Consider the following 17,677-nt stretch of genomic DNA (forward strand, 5'->3'; position numbering starts at 1 on the left):
CACTTGAACAATGGATTACGAATCGTAAGGAGTTGAGACTTCTCCCGCTGAGGGAGTTGTGGAGCACTCTGCTCTAAAATCCGTGACGTGTGCCCACAACTGCACCCCTGCACCCAAAATCTGGCGTGTATCAAAAAGTGTTAGCTGAGCTTTCTTTCGGCTTTTGCCGGTTCCTCACCTCGAAACGCTATTCGACCACGTAGTAAATTCCAGCTATGGCGTACATCAATACCAGTGATATGCACTTAACAATCTGTGAACCATCTATCTTCTGAAGATAGATACGTGCAAGCTATGCTGATTGCCATGTCTAACAAACGATTCGGCCACGGCTTGCTTAAGACATACACAAAAATAGCTTCCCAAGCTATGGCCCTGCCACCCCAGCGAGACGAACCGATTCAGTTTATCGCTAAAGTCATCCGTATAGAGGATGTCACCCCAAGCTTCCGGCGAATGACCTTCTTCAGTGCCGATTTCAAAGAATTTGAGCTCATGGGACCCGACGAGTACTTCGGGCTCCTTATGCCGCCACCCGGCCGAGACGTTGTATTGCCCGAGTTGGCTTTGGACCCTCGCTCAAAATTGAGGGCTATCCCCGAGTCTGATCGGCCCGAGTTGCGTTGGTACACCATTCGGCAGGCTCGGCCGGGGCAGGGCGAATTCGTCGTAGACATTGTCAATACCGGTCATGGCGGCCCCGGTTCCTCTTGGGTGAGGAGAGTGGCACTCGGCGATATGGTGGGTTTCATCTCAGGATCTGCTCTTTATGGTGCTGCACCAGACAGCGGTCACCATCTGTTGCTAGCCGATGAAACAGGCCTGCCTGGTGCGATTGCGATCGCGGAGTCGGCTCGCGTTAACCAGTTAGCTCGCGTAAAACTCACGGTGATGGTTGAAGTGCCGTCCGAAGACTACATTCTGCCGGACACACCGAAGGATTTCTCAGTTGTGTACCGCGGTGACGCAGATCCAGGAAGTGCGCTGATTCCAGCGCTTGCAACGAGCGCCCATGACAATATCAATTTCGCGTGGATTTGTGCTGAGGGTGGCACTGTCGGTCAGGCAAAGAAGATCGTGACTAGAGAGTGGGGGCTTCCTCGTACAAGCATTGTCTCCAGCGGTTTTTGGCGAAAGGGCAGGCCGCGTCCATAACACCATCTCCAGATTTTCTCGCACTCCCTTCCGAGAGACGCGGTTCTAGCGTATCGTCCGTGAAATAGTTTTGTGGCGCTGCTCATCTGGATACAACACTCTCGTCGCGGTCTCCTAAGATCCTCTAAGAAACCAGCTGTAGTATCAGTGGGCGTTTCAGGACGCCGCCCTTGTGATGACTAGTAAGTGGTCATCTGCGGAACCCGCGCAATGGAGTATGGATGCTCGATGCGGGATTGCGGCCTATTCTTTGCGTACGCCAACAGCGGTTCAAAATCCTCCATCTTCTGTCGGTTTTCTGCCTGATTCCCCACTAGAGTAGAGATCATGAGACTCGGAACAAAGGACACTTGGCTCCGCATCGCCCTGCTTTTTGTGTCTTATATGGTGCTGTCTGCGCTTTCCTTTGGCTTGCAGCGTGTGGCGGACGATGGTGGCGTGGCTGCCTTGTTCGGCACCTTGCTTGCTTTGTTACCTGCAGTTACCGTCATTCTAGCGGCATGGGATGGAGTCAAAGAAGGGCTGAGTATTTTATGGGTGTTTGCCCCGATTGCGTGTTTCTTATTGCCGATGTTCGTATTCTTCAATTACACCGCGCTGATTTACGGCGCGGCCTACAGCGTGCTCGCGATGGTGGCGAACGCTATTGGCGCGCTTTTCCACCGCACCAACTCTGACAGCTGACGGCCTCGGAAACAGTCAGCTCGCCTATCATGTGGTAATTTAGGGGCCACTGGGACGAGTAGTTTCATTAGCCCGATTGAAGTGCAGCCCCAGGGCACTAAACAGGGTACTTTAAAAACGTTCGTGATCAATTAGCTGTGGATAAGGTGGTGTGCGATCAGTTGAGCAAATCGCTGAGGCATCTGCGTATGCCATTGGTGGCTTGCGTCAGCGATAATCTCCAAGGAAGCATTGGGGATTGCCGCCGCGGTGCGCTGTGATGCACGCAGGTTGGCCTTGTCTTTCGCTCCGCATGCCACGGTGGTTGGCGCGTTGATATCCGATAGTCCGGGCGTTAGGTCTAGATTATTTAAGGAATCCAAAATGGCGATTAGCTGTCTTTTGGTGAGTTCCGGAGGGCAAATCACTCTCTGCGGCAATAGTCGCATGAGCACCTTTTGAGTTCGCATGAGGGTGGCCGGTAGTTTTGCCTGCGGAGCCGAAAGGACTAGCGAAGCCACATGTTGTGGGTAGCGGATTGCGGTATTGAGGGCGACAATCGCACCCAACGATAAGCCGACAATGTGGGCTGGCGTTCCACCCATTTTGGTGGCGAGCATATCGGTTGCTTTATCGATTGACCAGCCATCGAGGAGCTCAGGAGCGAAAAGAGGCAGTGTTAGACACCGATAATCCGCTAAAAGTGGTGACGCCACAACCTCGTCCCATGCGGTAGGGGAATCGCCGAGCCCATGGAGGAAAATGAGGGTGTGCATGAGATCAGTTTAGACGACGTGTGCCGATAAAGAGGGTGGTAACCTGCCCGAGGCCTATGGTTTAATGCTCAGCAGGTAGCTGTAAATGGTTCCGGTTGCTTTCCGTGATAGCCTGCCCAAAGCGAATAAGAGCGCCCCAAGTAGAAGCGACACTGGTAGCGCGAGCCTGCGGGCGGCGTACCAACGAGGAGCGCGGCGGCTTACGGGCGGAAAGCTCTACTGACCGCACCACTGATGCTCTCGGCGTGCATGCGTGCGAGTGGAGAACCGATTGTCTTCCGTAGCAGCCGCAGCAATACCGGTGGGCGCTCCATGGGGGTGAAGCGTAAGACGATCTGTACGGTGGTGGTCTCGCCGTCTGGGATGAGTGTGAACGTGACATGGATGATGTTTGCACGCAGAACACCTATTGGTTCGAAACGCCAGCGGATGCTCTCATCCGAGCTTGTTTCCCGGATGACGCGGATCGCGCAGTCTCTTCGTGATTGCGTTCCCTTGCCGGACGGCGGGGCTGTCCACTGTTCAGCTCCCTCGTCGGCGGCGAGCGTGCGCCCTTGGAGGCTTGGCTCCCACATTGTGGTGTTCTTCGGATCGCTGAGATAGTCGATGACGACGGCGATAGCTGCTGGGCACGACGTCGTGGCACGTGCGGCGGCAAGACCAGAGTCAGCTGTGAGATCGGCGCTGCCTTCCTTGTGCTGGTACTGCGTAACATCGACGCTTGCGATCCCGGTGCGAAGTTCTTCGGCACTCGTGCCAAGACGACTGAGAATTGTGGTAATCGTCCCGCTCGGTTCGGACAGTAGTGATTCGAGGATTGCGAGGTAATCGGGCCTAACATTCTTGGCTTTCTTAAAGACACGGTGAGCGCGTTCCGTGAAGCCGTCGGTCGTTGTTGGCTCGGCAGGGAGAAGCTCCGCTGGCGGGGTAACTCCGATGCTTTCGAGGGCGTCTTGCTCGGCGTCGCGCATCGCGGCGAGGGTTGCGTCATACGCCGCTCCTTGGGTGCGCAGGAGCTGCCCGGCCGGGGTGTCCGTGAGGGTGAGGGCGAGGAGGAGGTGGTCGACGGCGGTGCCAAGCCGGCCGAAGCGTGCGGCTTCCTCTACGCTCGTGCGGGCGAGGGAGGTCATCGCGTGAAGGTTGTCCATAATGCTCATCGGGTTCTCTTCGGGACGGGGATGTTGGAGTCGATTCGTTTGGCATATTTCTTGTGGGCGGCTTGGCGGCTCACGCCGAGGATGTCGGCGATCTGCTGCCAGCTATATCCGGCGTGGAGCGCGACCACCGCGCGCAATCCCTGCTCGGGGCTGGGTGTGTTCATGGCTGTTTGTATGACTTCACCTGCTTCCATGCTGTCAACTTAGGTTGTTAAGGGGTTGCTTGTCAGCCCTGGTTGCTAATCGTGGTTCGTCAAACCGTGTGAAACGCCTCGAACAATTGCAATGAGTTAGGGTGCCCTAATAGCATTGCGGAATGCTAAATAAAAAATCGCCACGTCATGACCAGGGTGTTCGCCGCCCGCGTCGTTCCGCCCTCATTTCGATGATCTTCGCCCTCGGCATCCTCCTTACGGGCTGCGCCGGAGGCAAAGGCGCATCGGAAGTCACGACGCCGAGCGCATCTGCGCCAACCGCCATGCGGATCGTCGCGCTCGATTGGCGTTACGAAGAGATCCTCCATGTCCTCGGCATCAAGCCGGTCGGTATCGTGGAAATCGGCAAGTCCGCCGCGCCCGCCACCCTCAAAGGACAGCTCGACGGCATCACCTCGGTCGGCCAGGCGAAGCAGCCCAACCTCGAGGTGATCCAGTCTCTTGAGCCGGATCTGATTCTCGCAAGCCCCACGCGTCAGGGAGCCATTATGGACCAGCTGAAGGAAATCGCCCCAACAGCGGCCTATTCGGACGCCACGTACACTGACGTGTTGGATGCGATGGACGACGTCGCCGCCAAGGTCGGCGCAAAAGAGAAGGCGGCCGAATTCCGGGCGCGCATCGAGGCCAAGGTCGCCGAAGCTAAGGCCAAGGTGGCGCCGGGGACGCGCGCGGCCTTAATCGGCTGGTCGAAGAACACTCTCTACACGTGGGTCAAGGATTCCTTCCCCGGCTCGCTGCTGACGGCCGCCGGGTACGACTACGGCTACGACGGTGAAAAGAGTGCCATCGAGTCTAAGACTGACGTCGCTGAGCTGACCGGCGATAAGCTACCGGACATGAAGCTTGACGTCATGTACTTGTACAACGACACGAAGGGCTTCCGCTCCAGCCCCTTCGCGAGCGTCGTGCCGACGATCGTTGACGTTGAGCAGGACACCTGGTCGCGCTCGCGCGGGCCGTTGGCCGCCGAGGCAATGCTCGACCTCATCATCAATTCCTAAGGATTCTCCTCGTGGGGAGCAGGACCGTGCGAAGGCTATCCGCATCGGTGTGCGTGGCAGTCAGTCTCGCCATTGTTGCGCTCCGCCTCGTCAGCGTGGAGGCGCCTGCGGATGCTCCCTGGCTGTATGACGAGGTGTGGGGCGTGGTGCATGACAGGCTAGCCGCCGCGATCGCTGTGGGTGCGGCGCTAGGCGTGGCCGGCGTGCTCCTTCGGACGGCGACGTCGAACCCGCTGGCCGATCCGCAGATCACCGGCGTCAATTCGGGCGCGGCCTTCGGCGCGGTGGCGACGACGTTTGCCACCGGCGCGACCCACGGCGCCTACATCCTTCCCGGCGCGCTCGTCGGAGGTGCGCTGGCGGCGGGCCTGACGATCTCGCTCAGCATGAGGGGGAGGTCCCCGGATCGACACGGGGCGAACGCGATACAGCGCATGGTGCTGCTCGGGATTGCGGTCTCGGCCGTCTTCAGTGCGCTGACGGCGATCTTCCTCGTTCTTGACGAGGCTCAGCTAACCACCGTGCTCGCCTGGCTCAACGGCCGCCTGGGCGGGGTGCGCTGGCCGGACGTCGTACCTGCGGCGGTTGCGATCCTTGTGATCCTGCCCGGCGCGGCTTTGGCCGGGCGAGCTTTCGACGTTCTTGCGGCCGGCGGGAGCATTAGCCGCTCCATTGGTGCTAACCCGGATGCGATTCGCAGGCGCGCGGTGGTGCTTGCGGTGATCCTGACCGCTACGTGCGTTGCCGCCGCCGGCCCGATCGGCTTCCTGGGCCTGCTTGCCGCGGTGGTGGCCAACCGCGTGTGCGGAGCGCGCCACCGGCTCGCCCTGCCTTTCGCGGCGCTCGTTGGCGCCACGGTCCTGCTGGTCGCCGACTCGGTGGGGCAGATGCTGTGGGCGCCGGCTGAGACGCCCGTCGGCATCTTGACCGGAATTGCCGGCACGCCGCTGCTGCTGTGGGGCATCCGCCATATCGGGTCAAGGTCCGAGGGGAAGGTGCGATGAAGGCCCGTTTTGCGGCGTCGATGCTGGTGGCGAGCGCACTCCTCGTGCTAGCGAGCATTCTTGGCATGGCGATCGGGGCCGTGCAACACTCCATTGCCGACGTCGTCTCGGGCGTCCTCGCCGGCGAGGCCCTCTACTGGCGCTACCGGATGCCGCGCATCGTGGTGGGTGTGCTGGCGGGCGTCGGCATGGCCACCTCCGGAGCGTTGCTTCAGGCGGCGTTGCGCAACCCGCTCGCCGCGCCTGACACGCTCGGCATTACTGCAGGTGGCGGCCTCTTCGCCGTCGGTGCGCTCCTCGGATTCGGCGCCTTGCCCGCGGCGGCGCTGACCCCCATCGCGTTCGTCGGCTCGCTCGTCGGTGCCGCCCTCGTTTTCCTCGCCGCCGGGCGCGCGTTCGCCGACCCCACGCGCCTCGCCCTGACCGGCGTCGCCGTCTCGGTTGGTCTCGCCGCGCTCACCCAGCTGCTGCTCGTCCGCGCCGCTCCGGAGGCCGGCGCCGCCATGACCTGGCTCAAGGGCTCGCTTTACGCCCGCACGATGAACGACGCCGTCACGGTGGCCCCGGCCGTCGCCTTCGGTTTCGCTGTGGCCCTCGTGCTTTCGCGTCATTTCAATGCGCTCGTCCTGTCGGACGCGACGATGGGGAGCATCGGGGTGCCCGCCTCGGCGCTACGCGTCGGCGCGGTCGTCCTTGCCGTGCTGTCCGGGTCGGCCGCCGTTGCGGCCGCCGGGGTTCTCGGGTTCGTTGGCCTGATTGTGCCGCACGCGGCCAAGCTCCTGGTGGGGCAGTCCCTCTCACGGCAGTTGCCCGTGGCGGCGGTGGGCGGTGCGGCCGTCGTCGTCGGCGCGGACGCCGTGGGAAGGTGGGCCTTCGCACCGACGGAAATCCCTGTCGGAGCCCTCATCGCCATCGCGGGCGCGCCCTACTTCATCTATCTGGTGTTGCGAGTCACCAGCGTTACGGGGAAGCAATGAACGATCAGATTACCTGTACAAACGTCTCGGCCGGATATGGCGGACCGCCCGTCATCCGCGATATCGATCTGGAGATCCCCAGCGGAGAAATTACCGCGCTGATCGGTCCCAACGGTTGCGGAAAGTCGACGCTTTTGAAGACGATCGGCCGACAATTGGGTATTGAAGGTGGCGATATCAGCCTGGGAGGACGTTCGATCGCGGACTTCGGCACGCGCGAATTTGCGCGCCGCCTGTCCTTTCTGCCGCAGCAACCCACGGTTCCCGAGGGGATGGTCGCGCGCGAGCTCATCGCCTTCGGGCGCTACCCCTACACGGGCGCCTTCGCCTCCCTAGCGGAGGAAGATCATCGGGAGATCGAGGAGGCTGCCTCGGCGACTCGCGTGCTCGACTACCTCGACCGGCCGGCAACCCAGCTCTCGGGTGGCCAACGTCAGCGCATGTGGATCGCCATGACGCTGGCCCAACAGAGTTCGATCATGTTGCTCGATGAACCGACCACCTTTCTCGACCCCGCCCATCAGTTGGCCATCCTCGACCTGGTCGCCGATCTCAATCGGGACGGGCGGACCGTGGTCATGGTTGTCCACGACATGGTGCATGCCGCCAAATACTCGGACCACGTGGTGGTCATGAAGGACGGGCGCATCCTCGACAGTGGCCCGACCAAGCAGACCCTCGACTCTGACCTGATCGAACGCGCTTTTGGCATCTCGACCATGATGGTCACTGACCCGCAGACGGGCCGGAAGTTGCCGATTGCCTACGCGGTGAGCTGGTAGGCAATCGTGTCTTGTTTAAAGGGTGATTTCGATTTGGTCACCGAGATATTTGCATGTGATTTCCGCAAGCGTGAGGCCCTCGCCATCGACGAACGAAGTCTCGAGGGCGAGGAGAGGGACAGGGGCGGCAAGGTGAAGCTGTTTGGTCTCAGACGCCGTTGCCATTGTTGCGCGGATGGTCCTCGAGGTCTCGATCGGTTTGCGTAGTTGCCACTGGTCGCTTTCAAGGATTTCTGGGAGGCTTCGTGAGAGATCATGTCCGAGGATGCCGGGGAAGAGATCGGCTCGGATGATAGCGACCTCAATGCCGACGAGTTTGCTGTGTTCCTCGTCAAGATAGTGGTTTCGTTGGATTCGGGCAATGAATGGCTCCTCGGTGGTGTGCAGGAGCTGCCGTTCTCCTTCGTCGGCCGTCTGCAACGCTGCAGAAATTAGCTTGACATGTGTGAGTGGCTCTGCTGTGGTAGTCCGACCTTCCGAAGTTGTGCTCGGCGAAGCCCTATGTGTCGACGCCGCTTCCTCGCGGTCTGCAACAAAGGTGCCCCGTCCGGGGATGCCGACTGTCAGACCGTTTTGGCTGAGGAGCATGAGTGCGCGGCGGACCGTCATTGGGGAAACGTTGAAGGATGAAGCGAGCTTAACCTCGCTCTCAAGCCGCTCCCCGGGGCTCATGTCTGCAATGCGCTCGAGCAGAGCGTCGTAGACCTTCGCGTACTTGGGTTCCATGAGGTGTCCTCCGGTAAAAGGTTGGTTGACAGCCAGTATACATACACCCTAGGGTGTTATGTATCACCCTAGGGCGGTGATGCCCTCTCCTTTATCGCTAAGGAAGTCTTGATGGCTAGTCACGGAATATCTTATTCGGTATCGGGCTGTGAGGTTAAGGGGGTTATCGTCGCCTTACATGGAGTTACGGATAATGCGGCGTCCCTGTCCGATCTTGCTCGGCAATGGAAAGACGAGTGGAAGGTCTACCTCGTAGATACGTTAGGTCACGGCCTCTCGCGTAGCTTTGACGACACCGAGCTAGCCGACCCGCTCCGTGCGATCGCGGCTGCCGTTCGTTCTGTCGTGATTGAAGCGGCTCGGCAGAGTGTGAGTCGGAAGGTTGTGCTGATGGGTCATTCGCTCGGTGGGGCGGTGGCTTGCGCGATTGCGAATGATGTGCCGGAGGTGATTCAGGCGCTTGTCCTCGAAGATCCCGCTCTGTTGACCGACGGCCAGTGGGAGCTCTACCGCGGTTCGGCGGGAGATTTGGTTAAGCGCCAAGAGCTGGTGACTGACCATGTGGGTGAGGCGATTACTGAGCTTATGAAAGTTTACACGGCGTGGCCGGCATCCGAGTATGGCGCGTGGGCGCAGGGCAAGACGCAGGTGGATCGACGTTTTGTGGCTACCGGCGTCGTGGGAATGCGCGGACGTGAGGTGTTGGCCGGGTTATCGGTGCCGACGCTCTTGGTCACCGGGGATCAGAGCGACGTCCTGTTTGGCCGAGAAGGGCAGTCCGAGCTCGAAAGCCTGGGCAATCCCCACATCAGTTCGGTTCTGATCTCTGACGCCTCCCACACGGTTCGCAGGGATCAGTCTGAGGAGTTCTATCGTGTGGTTGGCGAATTTCTGAGGCGTTATGGGCAGCGTCCATTATCTCCGACGCCGTATATCGCCGCCGAGCTTCAGCCCGTCATTGACGCCACTCCCGAGCAGAATGCCGAAGACTATCTCGCGATGCGTCGCCGCGGTGAAGAGTTGCTGGCTGACGTTCGGCCCGCTGATGGTGTCACTGTTGAGGAGGTTCACCTTGGTGGGCAAACCGGCGATGATCGGCAGGCGGACTCTTCAGATGAGGCTTTTACACTTCGTTGCTTGAGGAGTGGTGCTGAGCCGCGGGCCGTCGTGCTTTCGATTCATGGTGGTGGTTACATTGCAGGCGCTGCGCGCTACGACGATGCTCGCAATAGCGAACTGATTGAGGTCTTTGGCGGTGCGGTCGTCGCTAGTCCGGATTACCGGCTGTCCCCCGAGTGGCCGTGGCCTGCAGCTGCCACGGATTGTGTCCGTTCTCTGCACTATCTCTCGCGGGCGTATCCGGGCTTACCGCTGTACATCTATGGTGATTCGGCCGGTGCTGGGCTCGCTCAGCAGGCGCTGGCCATCATTGCGGCGAGTGGTCAGGGGCCCGACGTCGATCGCATCGTTTTGCTCGAACCTTGCCTTGAGCCGGGAATGGTCACGCGTTCGTTCGACACCTACCGCGATGGGCCGATATGGACGCTTGAGGCGTCAAGCGTGGCTTGGCGGCATTACATGGGCGCTTCGGATGCTGTCCCGCCTTATGTTCCCTCGCGCGCTGCGGCATCGGCGATGCCACCCACATTCCTCGTTGTCAACCCTGCCGACCCTCTCCGTGATGAAGGAATGCGCTTCGCGCAAGACCTCGCCGACGCCGGCGTTGCGGTAGAGCTACACATGTATTCGGGAACGTTCCACGGGGCCTTGTCAGTTCCGGGTACCTCCACGTGGGAGCGCGTTAAAGATGACATCCGCGCCTTCCTTGCCACACCAATCACCAGCTCACACTTCAGTCTTGGAAAGGACCCCTCATGAGCAACAACAGTAAGCTCCTGCAGATTGCAGGGGCGGCCGCGCTTGGCGGCTTTCTCTTCGGCTTCGATGTCGCCGTCATTAACGGTGCGATCGGGTCGGTCTCGGGTAGTGACACCGGTTTCGGCCTTGTCTCATGGGAGACGGGTGTGGTGGTGTCAATCGTCAGCCTCGGTGCCGCGGTGGGTGCGGCAATCGCAGGTGGTGTGGCGAATCGTATCGGGCGCGTGCGCGTGATGGTCGCGGCGGCTGTGCTCTTTGCTGTGTCGGCGCTCATGAGCGGCCTGTCGTTCAGCTTTGAGGCGCTGGCGTGGTGGCGTTTGGTGGGTGGCTTCGGTGTTGGTATTTCGGCTGTAATTGCGCCGGCCTACATTGCGGAAATCGCTCCGGCAGACAAGCGAGGCAGGCTTGGAACGTTGCAGCAACTGGCAATCGCGTTCGGTATTTTTGGTGCGTTCATTACGAACTTTATCTTGGTGAGGCTGACGGGCTCTGCTGATGCCGAGGCCTGGTTTGGTCTCTATACCTGGCGATGGATGTTCATCAGTGAATTGCTTCCGGCCCTTCTGTATGGATTCTTCGTCCTCTTCTTGCCTGAATCGCCACGCTACCTGGTGTCGATCGGTGCGGAAGATCGTGCGGAAAAGATTATCGTTGCTGTGGGCTCGGATATGGATCCTCAGGGGCGTATTGCCGAAATTCGTTCCTCGCTATCGGGGCATCGCCCACGCTTTGCGGACTTGCGCGATGGGAAGTACGGCCTTCGACCGGTGGTATGGATTGCCCTCGCCTTTGCTTTCCTCATCCAAATGGTGGGAATTAATAACGTGCTGCTGTATGCCACGGATTTGTGGACGACGGTCGGTTTCGCAGGCAACCTCTCCGTCTTCATCCCCGTGCTGACTTCCGTCATCGGTATCATCATGACACTGATTGGTATGTCGGTGATCGACAAGGTTGGCCGTCGTCCCCTCCTTCTGTGGGGTGCGATCGGTATGTTCGTCTCCATGTTGGCGGCGGCTATCACCTTCACTCAGGGGACGATTACCGAAACGGGTGCTCTCAACCTTACGGGCGCTTGGGCTTTCATCGCTCTTGTGAGTGTCCATCTCGTGTACATCATCTTCTGCGGCACGTGGGGCGTGGTGCTGTGGGTCTTCCTTGGCGAGATCTTCCCCAACCAAATCCGCACGGCTGGACTGGGTGTAGCTACAGCGGGCAACTGGATCGGTGGAACGCTCATCACTTTCCTCTTCCCGGTGACCAAGGAGTACATAGGGCTGTCGGGGACGTACTTCTCCTACGCCGTCGTAGGTGCAATCCTCATCTGGCTCGTTGCTAAGCACATCCCTGAGACTAAGGGCGTGGAGCTGGAGGACATGACCTACAGCCTCAAGTAAATCTCTTATCTGCGCCCGCAGCTACGCTAGTCGTCAAGCGGGGAAAGAGTTCGGGCCAACCTTCGTTAGCGTGAAGGTTGGCCCGAACTCATCCCCAAGTTTGCCTACGGCGCAGTCTTTGGAGGGTAGGGCTAGTCCTTGAGCCAGCGGTAGCTCAGCGCGCCCAATGGGCAGGCGTCGATCTGGGCGATGAGCTATTCGGTTGAGGCATTGAGCGGCTGCACCCAGGGCCGCGTCTTCGTGTCGTAGACCTGCGGCAACCTCCGCCAGCAAATGCCGGAGTGCTGGCATAGTTCTGGCTTCCAAATGACGGCAATGTCCTTGCCTTCGTACTCTTTCATGTGCGTCCTTTCTCGGCGTGGTGCCTCTGGCGCCGTGGCCATGGCAACACCTTGGCCCTGCTTTTCCTCGTCTACTGGAGGAAATCTGCCCGCCGTGTCGTGTGATCGAGGGGACTAGAGCACAAGAAAATAATAGTTTAAGAGTCAACTAACGCAAGCATGGAAGACGCCCCCTACGAGACGCGGAGGACGCCTCCACAATCGATCCGATATCGATGAGGAGTAGTTGACATGGCACAGATCAATGCAGGCGACGCAATGATGAAGGTCCTTGAGGGCTGGGGCGTTAAGCGAATTTACGGCCTCCCCGGCGGTTCGCTGGACTCGACGATGAACTCGATCCACCGCTTCAAGGACCGCATCCGCTAAGTGGGTGTGCGCCACGAGGAGACGGCTCGCTGGCCGCCGTCGCCGAAGCGAAGCTGACCGGCAAGATCGGCGCCATGCTCGGCCCGGCCGGTCCGGGCGCCGTCCACCTCATCAACGGCCTCTACGACGCCAAGATTGACGGCATCCCGGTGCTCGCTATCATCGGTCAGGCCCCCACGGCCAACATGAACAAGGACTACTTCCAGGAGATGCCGGAGAATCCGAAGTTCGCCGAGCGTATGGACGAACCGCCGGCGCGCTTCGAACCCATCTACAAGGTGATCAACGAGGCTGCGGGCCCGCACGCCGGCCTGGCGTTCCCCGAGCGTGAGGTGTGGACCCTCAGCGGCGACGGCGGCGCCACCAGGACCATCCAAGATCTCGTCGCCCAGCGCGAGCAGGGGCTGGGTGTCATCAACGTCGTCTTCACCAATAAGTCTCTGGGCTTCATTGAGGCTGAGCAGGACGACACCCACCAGCCGCATTCGGGCATCGACCTGTCCGACGTCGACTTCGCCAAGCTGGCCGAAGGCTTCGGCGTCAAGGGCTACACGGCACGGACGGGCGCCGAGTTCGCCCGCATCGTCAGCGAAGTCAAGGGAGCCAAGACGCCCGTGCTCATCGACGTCAAGATCACCAACGATCGCCGACTTCCCGTTGAAAAGCTCGCCTTCGAGCCCGGCACCGCGCGCGACCTCCTCGCTGAGTACGACGCTGAAGAGCTCACCCCCATCGAGGAGCTCCTCGACAGGCACGACACCAAGCCTGCCACACAGCACCAACGTCGATCCCGACGCCGATCCGGTCTCGCAGTAATGTGGCGGGTGGCAGGCGGGACCCGCGTGAGTGTGGCATGTGGCAGCCGCGCGAGGTCGGCGCCCGCGCGAGTTCGAGTTCAGCGGCGGAAGATCGCCCCACCCATCAGGGCGTCGTTGAAGGCCCGGCGAATCGCTTCAGCAGATTCGCCCGATCCTGTAACCACAAGCCGCGTCATCGGGTCGCCGTCCCACTCGCCCGCAGCTCCGACCGTTAACGAGGTGCCCGAAGAATTCCACGTCTTAATCTCGTGGTGTTCGCCGGGGAGCCAGAAACAACCGCGGATCAGTATTCCATCCAGAGCCAAGGAATCAAAGCTTTCTTGGAGACGATCCGGGTCCAGTGGACGCGGCGACTCCAATGTGACGGTCCAAATACCGTCTGCGGTGCCAGCGTCAGGGGTTTCCTGGCCCAACTGCCTGCTCGGTCCGGCCATGCACGTCACCGGGTGAACACGAAAAATTGCCGCGTCGACGTCGTGCTCCTTCTCGAACAATACGTCAGCTGAGATGTTCTCGAGGCCCTCGATGATCGTCGCATCGGGGTTAATGTGACCTGAAATGGCTCGGCCGATCTGATCCTCGCCGAGGGAGAGGATGACATCCGCGTGGGCAAGGTTGGAGAAGAGTACCTCGCCGGCGTCGCGTTCGTCGTCGTCGATGATCAGATCGGCCTCGCCAAGCGGTGTGGCGTGGATTAGGGCGCGGCTCGTGGCCGCGTCCACGGCAGTAAGGATGGAGGTGAGAGTGAATGGCTCGTCTAGCGCATCGCCGTGACCGAGCTCGATCTTGGAAAAAAGCTCCGAGTCGAGGTATTCGGCGAGGGCGGGGGCCACGTAGATGCTCTCGACCGTCGCAGGGAGTGCGAGGATAACGCGATCGAGGTCGCGCCCCTCAAGGAAAGGAATCACCGCATGACGAATCGAGCAGGTGATGCAGGGGTGTGAGAGCTCCACCTGTGCCGACTCTCGCGCGCCGGACGGTAGCTGGAGGTCGAGCTGTGTGCCTTCAGGCGTGATCTCCACCTCGAGGATTGCCGCGGTGTCGGAGAGGGCGAGGGTGACGACGTCGCGCAGAAGGGGATCGAGGGTGGTAAGAAGGGAAACCTGCATCACAACTCCTTGCTAATAATGAGAATCATTCTCTATTATTGCCGCATGAGTAGAAAATGCCAAGTGACGGGCGCAACGCCTGGGTTCGGGAACAACGTCTCACACTCACACCGCAAAACGCGGCGCCGCTGGAACATCAACATCCAGAAAAAGCGCTACTGGGTACCCTCCCTCAAGCGACACGTGACGCTCACCGTATCCACCAAAGGAATGAAGACCATTGACAAACGGGGCATCGACGCCGTCGTCGCCGAGATGCTAGCGAAGGGAGAAAAGCTGTAATGGCAAAGAGTCAAGACATCCGCAAAAAAGTCATTCTCGAATCAACCGCCGGAACGCACTTCCGCTACATCACCACCAAAAACCGGCGCACCAACCCCGAGCGCATGCGCATCAAGAAATACGACCCGCTCGCCAAAGCACACGTGGAATTTGTGGAGAAGAACTAATGGCCAAGAAATCAAAAATTGCTCGAGACGCCCAGCGCCGCGCCGTTGTGGAAAAGTACGCCGAAAAGCGTGCCTGGGCCAAGAAAGTTAGCGTCTCACCGCATGCCACCGACGCCGAACGCGACGAGGCCATGCGGGTGCTCCACTCCCTCCCGCGCAACGCATCCCCCACCCGCCTGCGTAATCGCGACATCACCGACGGGCGACCCCGCGGCCACCTGCGCAAATTCGGCCTCTCGCGCGTCGAGTTCCGAAAGCGCGCACTCGCCGGCGAACTGCCCGGCGTTCACAAGGCCTCTTGGTAATCCCGCATCTGCCGGTAAGGCCGTCAGGCCGGCGGGGCTCTTCTGACGAGAGCATCTGCCTCCAACTGAAAGGAACACCCATGAAAAAGGGGATCCACCCCGACTATCACCCCGTCGTATTCCGCGACAAGTCAGCGAACTTCGCGTTCCTGACTCGATCAACCATGACTTCGGCCAACACGATTGAGTGGGAGGATGGCAACACCTACCCCGTGGTTGATGTTGAGACCTCCTCGGCCTCGCATCCGATGTGGACCGGGAAGAAGCGCATCCTCGACACCGCTGGCCAGGTCCAGAAGTTCCGCAATCGTTATGGAGATAGGAAGCGCTCATGAAAGTTCGTGCATCCCTGAAGTCCCTGGCTGCGCAGCCGGGCTCGATGGTGGTCCGCCGCCGCGGGCACACCTACGTCATCAACAAGAAGAATCCGCGATTCAAGGCCCGGCAAGGCTAGGCTGTGCGGGCGGCGGCTAGGATGCCAACCGATGCCTGACTTGCGATGTAGAAAATTGGACCGATCTTCGTATATATGAAGATCGGTCCAATTCTCTACATCGAAGGTATATGGGTGAACCGACCCGGGCGTTGACCCTGGCTGGCCCCGGCCGACGCCGCCTCGCGGCCCTATTAAGCTGATCCGCGCTGTATTAACCTACGCGGTAGGTTCCAGGGGTCAATGCACTACTTTTTGGAGTGTGTTGAATGGTTGGTAGATCGCCGATTCGGCCTTATTCGCAGTCGTTTCGTGATCATGCGGTGGCCTTGGTTGCTTCTGGACGTTCGTGTGCAAGTGTTGCTCGTGAGTTGAAGGTTAATTGTCACTCGGTTCAGGTCTGGGCTCGTGGGGCGGGTTTAGTGTTGGTCCGTGGGCAGGGTGGGCCGGCGCAGGCTCGTGCGGCTGCTAGGGTACGGGTGTGGCAGTTGACGGCTGAGGGCTTGCCGGTTGCCGAGATCGCGAAACGGGTTGGTCATAGTCCGAACTGGGTTCGTGGGAAACAGGCTATGTTGGGGCCTATGGTTGAAGTTTTGCAACGGGGCCGTGTTGGTGGGGCCACGGTCGTGGCCAGTGTTGACCGGGTTGGTAATGGCAGGGTTGGTCGAGGCCGGCGTATGACGCTTGAAGAGCGCGTGGCGATCGGGTTGGGGTTAGCTGATGGTAAGTCGGCTCGGCAGATCGCTTTAAGTTTGGGGCGTAGTCCGTCATCGGTGACGCGTGAGATTAATCGTGGTGCTTTTCCTGATGGTTCTTATGATGCTCGCTGGGCTCATCAGTGCGCTCATCAGCGTCGTTCTCGTCCTAAGCCGGGCAAGCTTACTACCCATGTGGCGCTGCGTCAGAAGGTGGTTGAGCTGTTAAATAAGCGTTATTCTCCCCAGCAAATCAGTGTTCGTTTGCGTCATGATTATGGAGATGATCGGCAGATGCGTGTGTCTCATGAAACGATTTATCAGGCTTTGTATGTTCACGGGGGTGGGGCATTACGGCAAGAGCTTAAACGGGAGAAAGGACTGCGTTCGGGTCGTCAACGGCGTATTGCTCGTTCTGCTCTTGCTGGCACTCCCGGGCGCGGGCGTAAGACGTGGGTCGAGGGCGCTTCAATCGATTTGCGCCCCCACGAGGTCGATGGGCGCCTGACGCCAGGTCACTGGGAAGGAGATTTAATTATCGGTGGTGGTAAGGGCAAGCACACAGCGCTGATCACCCTAGTCGAGCGCTCTTCACGGTTTTTGCTGATCGCTCGTCTTGGGGTGAGCCATGATTCACCGACCGTGATTGAGAAACTGACCCAGATGGTTCAGACCTTGCCCAGTAAGGCCTTCTCCTCGATCACCTGGGATCAAGGTAGTGAGATGGCGCAGGTAGCCCAGTTCAAGGTCGATACCAATATCAAGGTCTACTTCGCTGACCCGCATAGCCCGTGGCAGCGTCCGTCGAATGAACGCCTGAATCGTGATATTCGTGAATACTTCCCCAAGGGAACTAACTTCGCTGACATCACCGACGAGGAAGTCGCTTTCGTCCAAGACGAACTCAACGACCGAGCCCGAGTTGTCTTGAACGGAATGACCCCACGTGAGACACTGGCCGAGTTGTTAAAAAATGATGCATCGACCCCCTGAATCTCCCCGCCAACTTAATACAGCGCGGATCAGCTTAGTGCAGGGTGGGCGAAGGGGTGCGCGGGCCCGCCCGGGCCATTTTTGGCACTCCTACCTCGCCCGTTAAAATGAGCCCATGTTCGCAATTATCACGGTAACTGGATCTGATCACTCGGGAATTGTTGCGGCGGTGACGAGCGCGCTGGCCGAGCACGAGGCCAACATTCTCGACATTTCGCAGACGCTTATGGGTGGCTATTTCACCATGATCCTGCGCGTCGAGCTCGCTGACGCCCGCCCGGCCGACACGGCTGACGCGGCCGCCGCCCCTGAGCCCCACTCGATCGACGATCTCCAGGACGCCCTTGCCGCCGTTGAAGAGGCGCAGAATCTGGTGATCCGGGTCCAGTCCGAGGCTCTCTTTACCGCGATGAACGAACTGTAAGGGGCGT

22 protein-coding genes and 1 pseudogene are annotated in these 17,677 nt (G+C 59.8%); 17 read left to right on the plus strand and 6 right to left on the minus strand.

Translation table 11 applies throughout. The features are described 5' to 3' along the window. Positions 1–306: 306 nt before the first annotated feature. Both HLG82_RS00695 and HLG82_RS00700 read left to right on the plus strand, forming a co-directional pair. A complete protein-coding gene (locus HLG82_RS00695; protein WP_193326858.1) occupies positions 307–1,155 on the plus strand; it encodes a siderophore-interacting protein in 849 nt (282 codons plus the stop codon). Between the two features lie 327 nt (positions 1,156–1,482). Then, a complete protein-coding gene (locus HLG82_RS00700) occupies positions 1,483–1,839 on the plus strand; it encodes an iron ABC transporter (protein WP_129546581.1) in 357 nt (118 codons plus the stop codon). A 131-nt stretch (positions 1,840–1,970) separates the two neighbouring features. On the opposite strand, the gene HLG82_RS00705 is transcribed toward HLG82_RS00700, so the two are convergent. The 3 genes from HLG82_RS00705 to HLG82_RS00715 all read right to left on the minus strand — a co-directional run bounded on the left by HLG82_RS00705 (position 1,971) and on the right by HLG82_RS00715 (position 3,945). Then, entirely contained in the window at positions 1,971–2,594 is a 624-nt protein-coding gene (locus HLG82_RS00705) for an alpha/beta fold hydrolase (RefSeq protein WP_223245691.1), read from the minus strand. Positions 2,595–2,794: 200 nt separating this feature from the next. Further along, positions 2,795–3,751: an SRPBCC family protein gene (locus HLG82_RS00710; RefSeq protein ID WP_193326859.1), complete on the minus strand. Its 957-nt coding sequence runs from the start codon at positions 3,749–3,751 to the stop codon at positions 2,795–2,797. After that, the gene (locus HLG82_RS00715; protein WP_193326860.1) at positions 3,748–3,945 is read right to left on the minus strand and encodes a helix-turn-helix domain-containing protein; all 198 of its coding nucleotides are present in this window, start codon (positions 3,943–3,945) and stop codon (positions 3,748–3,750) included. The genes HLG82_RS00710 and HLG82_RS00715 overlap by 4 nt, the downstream gene beginning before the upstream one ends. Before the next feature lie 122 nt (positions 3,946–4,067). Between HLG82_RS00715 and HLG82_RS00720 the strand changes: the two genes are divergently transcribed. The 4 genes from HLG82_RS00720 to HLG82_RS00735 are packed head-to-tail and all read left to right on the plus strand — an operon-like array spanning position 4,068 to position 7,733. Then, the gene (locus tag HLG82_RS00720; protein ID WP_216858947.1) at positions 4,068–4,970 is read left to right on the plus strand and encodes an ABC transporter substrate-binding protein; all 903 of its coding nucleotides are present in this window, start codon (positions 4,068–4,070) and stop codon (positions 4,968–4,970) included. A 53-nt stretch (positions 4,971–5,023) separates the two neighbouring features. Beyond that, the gene (locus HLG82_RS00725; RefSeq protein WP_255313905.1) at positions 5,024–5,974 is read left to right on the plus strand and encodes a FecCD family ABC transporter permease; all 951 of its coding nucleotides are present in this window, start codon (positions 5,024–5,026) and stop codon (positions 5,972–5,974) included. Then, complete coding sequence (locus tag HLG82_RS00730; protein ID WP_193326861.1) at positions 5,971–6,951, plus strand: FecCD family ABC transporter permease; 981 nt, start codon at positions 5,971–5,973, stop codon at positions 6,949–6,951. The genes HLG82_RS00725 and HLG82_RS00730 overlap by 4 nt, the downstream gene beginning before the upstream one ends. Continuing rightward, positions 6,948–7,733: an ABC transporter ATP-binding protein gene (locus HLG82_RS00735; RefSeq protein ID WP_193326862.1), complete on the plus strand. Its 786-nt coding sequence runs from the start codon at positions 6,948–6,950 to the stop codon at positions 7,731–7,733. Before HLG82_RS00730 ends, HLG82_RS00735 begins: the two co-directional genes overlap by 4 nt. A gap of 15 nt (positions 7,734–7,748) precedes the next feature. Here HLG82_RS00735 and HLG82_RS00740 read toward each other — a convergent pair whose 3' ends face one another. Continuing rightward, positions 7,749–8,459 (minus strand): GntR family transcriptional regulator, encoded by a 711-nt coding sequence (locus tag HLG82_RS00740; RefSeq protein ID WP_193326863.1) that lies wholly within the window; start codon positions 8,457–8,459, stop codon positions 7,749–7,751. Between the two features lie 111 nt (positions 8,460–8,570). Here HLG82_RS00740 and HLG82_RS00745 point away from each other — a divergent pair, with 111 nt between their 5' ends. Then, positions 8,571–10,337, plus strand: coding sequence for an alpha/beta hydrolase (locus HLG82_RS00745; protein ID WP_193326864.1), 1,767 nt, complete (start codon positions 8,571–8,573; stop codon positions 10,335–10,337). After that, positions 10,334–11,734: a sugar porter family MFS transporter gene (locus HLG82_RS00750; RefSeq protein ID WP_193326865.1), complete on the plus strand. Its 1,401-nt coding sequence runs from the start codon at positions 10,334–10,336 to the stop codon at positions 11,732–11,734. The genes HLG82_RS00745 and HLG82_RS00750 overlap by 4 nt, the downstream gene beginning before the upstream one ends. A gap of 194 nt (positions 11,735–11,928) precedes the next feature. Here HLG82_RS00750 and HLG82_RS00755 read toward each other — a convergent pair whose 3' ends face one another. Beyond that, positions 11,929–12,075 carry a (4Fe-4S)-binding protein gene (locus HLG82_RS00755; RefSeq protein ID WP_193326866.1) on the minus strand — a complete coding sequence of 49 codons (147 nt, stop codon included), beginning with the start codon at positions 12,073–12,075 and terminating at the stop codon, positions 11,929–11,931. 231 nt (positions 12,076–12,306) lie between these two features. Between HLG82_RS00755 and HLG82_RS10370 the strand changes: the two genes are divergently transcribed. Continuing rightward, complete coding sequence (locus tag HLG82_RS10370) at positions 12,307–12,444, plus strand: hypothetical protein (RefSeq protein ID WP_197550979.1); 138 nt, start codon at positions 12,307–12,309, stop codon at positions 12,442–12,444. A 74-nt stretch (positions 12,445–12,518) separates the two neighbouring features. Beyond that, positions 12,519–13,013 (plus strand): annotated as a pseudogene (locus tag HLG82_RS10545) (thiamine pyrophosphate-dependent enzyme); the annotation flags it as partial. 326 nt (positions 13,014–13,339) lie between these two features. Here HLG82_RS10545 and HLG82_RS00765 read toward each other — a convergent pair. Continuing rightward, complete coding sequence (locus HLG82_RS00765; protein WP_193326867.1) at positions 13,340–14,371, minus strand: GTP-binding protein; 1,032 nt, start codon at positions 14,369–14,371, stop codon at positions 13,340–13,342. Between the two features lie 45 nt (positions 14,372–14,416). Here HLG82_RS00765 and rpmB point away from each other — a divergent pair, with 45 nt between their 5' ends. The 7 genes from rpmB to HLG82_RS00800 all read left to right on the plus strand — a co-directional run bounded on the left by rpmB (position 14,417) and on the right by HLG82_RS00800 (position 17,670). Next, entirely contained in the window at positions 14,417–14,653 is a 237-nt protein-coding gene (gene rpmB / locus HLG82_RS00770; protein ID WP_193326868.1) for a 50S ribosomal protein L28, read from the plus strand. Continuing rightward, positions 14,653–14,820: a 50S ribosomal protein L33 gene (rpmG, locus tag HLG82_RS00775; RefSeq protein ID WP_193326869.1), complete on the plus strand. Its 168-nt coding sequence runs from the start codon at positions 14,653–14,655 to the stop codon at positions 14,818–14,820. Before rpmB ends, rpmG begins: the two co-directional genes overlap by 1 nt. Next, positions 14,820–15,125 (plus strand): 30S ribosomal protein S14, encoded by a 306-nt coding sequence (gene rpsN, locus HLG82_RS00780; protein ID WP_193326870.1) that lies wholly within the window; start codon positions 14,820–14,822, stop codon positions 15,123–15,125. The genes rpmG and rpsN overlap by 1 nt, the downstream gene beginning before the upstream one ends. 80 nt (positions 15,126–15,205) lie before the next feature. Beyond that, positions 15,206–15,460, plus strand: coding sequence for a type B 50S ribosomal protein L31 (locus HLG82_RS00785; RefSeq protein WP_193326871.1), 255 nt, complete (start codon positions 15,206–15,208; stop codon positions 15,458–15,460). After that, positions 15,457–15,579 carry a type B 50S ribosomal protein L36 gene (gene ykgO / locus HLG82_RS00790; protein WP_193326872.1) on the plus strand — a complete coding sequence of 41 codons (123 nt, stop codon included), beginning with the start codon at positions 15,457–15,459 and terminating at the stop codon, positions 15,577–15,579. The genes HLG82_RS00785 and ykgO overlap by 4 nt, the downstream gene beginning before the upstream one ends. Positions 15,580–16,235: 656 nt before the next feature. Next, entirely contained in the window at positions 16,236–17,246 is a 1,011-nt protein-coding gene (locus HLG82_RS00795) for an IS30 family transposase (protein ID WP_193326020.1), read from the plus strand. Positions 17,247–17,361: 115 nt separating this feature from the next. Continuing rightward, positions 17,362–17,670 carry an ACT domain-containing protein gene (locus HLG82_RS00800; protein WP_193326873.1) on the plus strand — a complete coding sequence of 103 codons (309 nt, stop codon included), beginning with the start codon at positions 17,362–17,364 and terminating at the stop codon, positions 17,668–17,670. The last annotated feature ends 7 nt before the right edge of the window (positions 17,671–17,677 follow it).

It is taken from the genome of Trueperella pecoris (assembly GCF_014926385.1).
GTDB lineage: Bacteria > Actinomycetota > Actinomycetes > Actinomycetales > Actinomycetaceae > Trueperella > Trueperella pecoris.

Excerpts from the sequence above, each read along its gene's own strand:
- rpmB (WP_193326868.1), top strand. The coding sequence starts at position 14,417 with ATGAGTAGAAAATGCCAAGTGACGGGCGCAACGCCTGGGTTCGGGAAC.
- HLG82_RS00720 (WP_216858947.1), top strand. The coding sequence starts at position 4,068 with ATGCTAAATAAAAAATCGCCACGTCATGACCAGGGTGTTCGCCGCCCG.
- HLG82_RS00730 (WP_193326861.1), top strand. The coding sequence starts at position 5,971 with ATGAAGGCCCGTTTTGCGGCGTCGATGCTGGTGGCGAGCGCACTCCTC.
- ykgO (WP_193326872.1), top strand. The coding sequence starts at position 15,457 with ATGAAAGTTCGTGCATCCCTGAAGTCCCTGGCTGCGCAGCCGGGCTCG.
- HLG82_RS00795 (WP_193326020.1), top strand. The coding sequence starts at position 16,236 with ATGACGCTTGAAGAGCGCGTGGCGATCGGGTTGGGGTTAGCTGATGGT.
- HLG82_RS00715 (WP_193326860.1), bottom strand. The coding sequence starts at position 3,945 with ATGGAAGCAGGTGAAGTCATACAAACAGCCATGAACACACCCAGCCCC.
- HLG82_RS00705 (WP_223245691.1), bottom strand. The coding sequence starts at position 2,594 with ATGCACACCCTCATTTTCCTCCATGGGCTCGGCGATTCCCCTACCGCA.
- HLG82_RS00695 (WP_193326858.1), top strand. The coding sequence starts at position 307 with ATGTCTAACAAACGATTCGGCCACGGCTTGCTTAAGACATACACAAAA.
- HLG82_RS00785 (WP_193326871.1), top strand. The coding sequence starts at position 15,206 with ATGAAAAAGGGGATCCACCCCGACTATCACCCCGTCGTATTCCGCGAC.
- rpsN (WP_193326870.1), top strand. The coding sequence starts at position 14,820 with ATGGCCAAGAAATCAAAAATTGCTCGAGACGCCCAGCGCCGCGCCGTT.
- HLG82_RS10370 (WP_197550979.1), top strand. The coding sequence starts at position 12,307 with ATGGCACAGATCAATGCAGGCGACGCAATGATGAAGGTCCTTGAGGGC.
- HLG82_RS00745 (WP_193326864.1), top strand. The coding sequence starts at position 8,571 with ATGGCTAGTCACGGAATATCTTATTCGGTATCGGGCTGTGAGGTTAAG.
- HLG82_RS00700 (WP_129546581.1), top strand. The coding sequence starts at position 1,483 with ATGAGACTCGGAACAAAGGACACTTGGCTCCGCATCGCCCTGCTTTTT.
- HLG82_RS00765 (WP_193326867.1), bottom strand. The coding sequence starts at position 14,371 with ATGCAGGTTTCCCTTCTTACCACCCTCGATCCCCTTCTGCGCGACGTC.
- HLG82_RS00755 (WP_193326866.1), bottom strand. The coding sequence starts at position 12,075 with ATGAAAGAGTACGAAGGCAAGGACATTGCCGTCATTTGGAAGCCAGAA.
- HLG82_RS00740 (WP_193326863.1), bottom strand. The coding sequence starts at position 8,459 with ATGGAACCCAAGTACGCGAAGGTCTACGACGCTCTGCTCGAGCGCATT.
- HLG82_RS00735 (WP_193326862.1), top strand. The coding sequence starts at position 6,948 with ATGAACGATCAGATTACCTGTACAAACGTCTCGGCCGGATATGGCGGA.
- HLG82_RS00800 (WP_193326873.1), top strand. The coding sequence starts at position 17,362 with ATGTTCGCAATTATCACGGTAACTGGATCTGATCACTCGGGAATTGTT.
- HLG82_RS00750 (WP_193326865.1), top strand. The coding sequence starts at position 10,334 with ATGAGCAACAACAGTAAGCTCCTGCAGATTGCAGGGGCGGCCGCGCTT.
- HLG82_RS00710 (WP_193326859.1), bottom strand. The coding sequence starts at position 3,751 with ATGAGCATTATGGACAACCTTCACGCGATGACCTCCCTCGCCCGCACG.
- rpmG (WP_193326869.1), top strand. The coding sequence starts at position 14,653 with ATGGCAAAGAGTCAAGACATCCGCAAAAAAGTCATTCTCGAATCAACC.